This is a genomic window from uncultured Corynebacterium sp. (assembly GCF_945649885.1).
In the GTDB taxonomy this organism is placed as follows: domain Bacteria; phylum Actinomycetota; class Actinomycetes; order Mycobacteriales; family Mycobacteriaceae; genus Corynebacterium.
The window spans coordinates 1-3,079 of sequence record NZ_CALZFS010000191.1; the positions used below are offsets into that span (position 1 = coordinate 1).

A 3,079-nucleotide genomic window follows, 5' to 3' on the forward strand; every position below is an offset into this window, starting at 1 on the left:
CAGTGATTCAGGTCTCAAAGTAGGCGCTTTCCCCCGGCCGGACAAGCCGTTCGCAGAGTGAACGGCACTGGGGAGGGGAACCCGGGGTGCAACCTGCACCTTCCCCTCAGCCCAGGGGTTGACCAGGGGTGTGCATAAGGGTCATCTCTGGGTCCGGAGAAGGAAGAGGACCGCATCCAAAGATCTGGATGCGGTCCTCTTCCACAACAGGTGAAGGGAGATTAACCCTTCAGGTAGTACTCAAGAGCATTCGGGTGTTTAGCCAGCGGGGTGATCTTGACATCCATGTACTTGAACATCGGGAATCCACTGAGGATTGCATGAAGCTCATCATGGTCATCAACTTCGAAGATGGAGTAGTTGGCGTACTCTCCCACCACACGCCAGATAGCCTTCATGATTCCACGTGACTGGAGGTCACCGGAGTAGGCCTTTTCCTTGACCTGGAAATCAGCCATGACCTCAGGGGTCATTGACTCTGGGAAGTGTACGTCCATACGGGCGTGAAACAGCATTAATACTCCTTATTTACGGGTGTAGAAGTTGACTTTGTCCATGTCCAGCTCGACGCCGAGACCTGGGCCCTGTGGCACGATGACCTGTCCGTCGCGGTACTCGATGTCCTGGACCACGTAGGTGTCCTTGAGCAGCTGTGGACCGAACAGCTCGGTGCCATAGGACACTGCCTTGGTGGAGGCGGCGAACTGCAGTGATGCAGCGGTACCGATAGGCCCCTCGAGGCTGGTGGCTCCGTGGCAGGCGAGTCCGCCGGCCTCAGCGATGGCTGCGATCTTCTTGGATTCCAGCAGTCCGCCATGCTTGGTGGTCTTCAGTGCAATGACATCAGCTGCCTGGGACTTCACCACGGCAAGTGCCTCGGCTGGGGTCCAGACAGATTCATCGGCCATGACGGAGACATTAGTGCGGCGGGTGATCTCACGCAGGGTCTCAAGATCTTCAGCAGGAGTTGGCTGCTCGAAGAGCTCAATGCCGGCGTCGGCAAGCTCAGGCAGGTAGCGCAGTGCGGTCAGGCGGTCCCAGCGGGCATTGATATCAATGCGTAGGGACACCCGATCTCCGACCTCACGTGCCAGTTCTGCCACGCGACGGGTGTCTTCGGCTGGCTCACCGGCGCCCATCTTCAGTTTGAAGGAGCGGTTGCCCCAGGTTTCGATGCGCTCCTCGATCTCTGCGACAGCAACATCAAGGGGCAGGACACCGAGTGCCCAGGTGCAGTCGAGGGAGGTGCGCACGGTACCACCGAGCAGGTCACGGACGGAGACATCCAGTGCGCGTGCCCAGGCGTCATGCATTGCAACATCCACGGCAGCCTTGGCATAGCGGGCACGGGCGACAACGCGCTCCAAGTCGGCCATGATGCCGGCAAGTTCGGAGACCTCACGGCCGATGAGTACGGGGGCGAGGTAGCCGTCGATAAGCGCCTTCATGGTCTCCACGGACTCGCCACCCCACCAGGGGCCGCCTGGGACAACGCCCTCACCATAACCAACCACACCATTGTCCAGGTGTACCGCCACCAGCAGGATGTGCTGCTCGGTGGAAGTGGTGGTGGCAAAGCCGTGCGGGCGGATGAGTGGGACGTCGAGAATACGGGTTTCTACACGATTGATTGTTAGATCAGCCATTAAATCACTTTCAATTGGCTAAAGTCCCGACACCAAAAACGGTGATCGGGACTTTAGAAAAAACGGGGGTGAGTCTTAGTCTTCCTTATCCAGGACGAATGGGTAAACGACGTGGTTGCCGTCTTCCTTGGCCTCTGGGTGCAGAACCAGCTCTGGCTTCACAGCGGTTGCAACATCGTTGTCCACGTAGTCGCCGCCTTCGAAGTACAGCTGGGTGGTGATGGTGCGGTAGCCCGGGTGGGAAACACGCAGGTGGAGGTGGGCTGGACGCCATGGGTGTCCACCGTAGGACTCCACGAACCAACCGGTTGGGCCGTCGTGAGGAATCATGTACGGAGCAGGCTGCAGGGTCTTGATGTTGTAGCGACCCTCCTCATCGGTGACGATGGTGCCGCGCAGGTTCCACTCAGGGATTCCCGGTGCGAACTGTGCGTAGAAGCCTTCTTCATCGGCGTGCCAGAGTTCGATCTCTGCGCCGGCAAGACCGTTGCCCTCGAGGTCAGTGACCTGACCAGCGAAGAACAGTGGGGTGCAGGCCTTGTCCTTGTCGCGCATCGGCATTTCGCCGTCCCACGGAAGCTTCGGGGAGTTCTCAACATAGTAAGGGCCTTCGATGGAACCCTTGGTGCCGGTGTAGTCGTGGCGGTTGTAGTTGATTTCCTCGATCTCGTGCTCGACGAAGACATCCAACCAGAGTGGCCACTCGCCGTACTCGCCGACATCAATCATCCACTGCTTGAGCACTGCGTACTCTTCGTAGGTGATCTCGTGCTTGTGGGCGACCTCAGCGATCGCTGCGAGCAGATCGGTGTAGATCGCGTTGGCGCGCTCCTTGGAGGTGTCCGAGGAAACGCGGTTGGCCTTGAACTTGTCAGTGGCCTTGTTGCCCGAGTCATGGGCGGTTGGATCAACAGTCTGATTCTCGACCGAAGTCATCTTGACACTCCTTAGTGCAGGGGCAGGGTGAGGGATAAAACACTTCCCTCAATACCTGGCAGGCGGATTACCAGTCACCTCCCAGATCACATGGACGACATTGCAATCGCTGTGATCGGCTTAACTGGATAATTCCACTGTGGTCGCATTCATGCTTTTAGTCAATAGACACCCAAATGCATTAAATGACATTTAAAGAACAGAAAACTGGTAAAAATATGGATATATGCAGGTCAGTTGCAAACACTGCGCACAATTCACCACTGTACGAACAAAAACCCCCGACGTAACCCTAGGAGGTTCCCTAGTGTGATTCAGGCCATGCATAGGGCACTATGGGTATCACGCCACCAACAACGTCTTTGTTGTGAACCGTCTTTCACCGCTTTCCCATAGCGGCTGACGTATAACCCGGTTGGCAGATTCACTTCATCTATAGCCCCTCGGAGGTACAACATGTCCACACCTATCGATAGCCTCGCCAGCGTTCTGTACAC

At 57.0% G+C, this 3,079-nt stretch carries 3 protein-coding genes; all 3 read right to left on the reverse strand.

The window, feature by feature from the left end:
• Positions 1-221 precede the first annotated feature (221 nt).
• The 3 genes from catC to catA all read right to left on the reverse strand — a co-directional run bounded on the left by catC (position 222) and on the right by catA (position 2,582).
• Positions 222-515, reverse strand: coding sequence for a muconolactone Delta-isomerase (catC, locus tag Q0M74_RS13575; protein ID WP_293955347.1), 294 nt, complete (start codon positions 513-515; stop codon positions 222-224).
• A gap of 9 nt (positions 516-524) precedes the next feature.
• Entirely contained in the window at positions 525-1,646 is a 1,122-nt protein-coding gene (locus Q0M74_RS13580) for a muconate/chloromuconate family cycloisomerase (RefSeq protein ID WP_293955349.1), read from the reverse strand.
• A gap of 75 nt (positions 1,647-1,721) precedes the next feature.
• The gene (gene catA / locus Q0M74_RS13585) at positions 1,722-2,582 is read right to left on the reverse strand and encodes a catechol 1,2-dioxygenase (protein WP_293955351.1); all 861 of its coding nucleotides are present in this window, start codon (positions 2,580-2,582) and stop codon (positions 1,722-1,724) included.
• Positions 2,583-3,079: the final 497 nt, after the last annotated feature.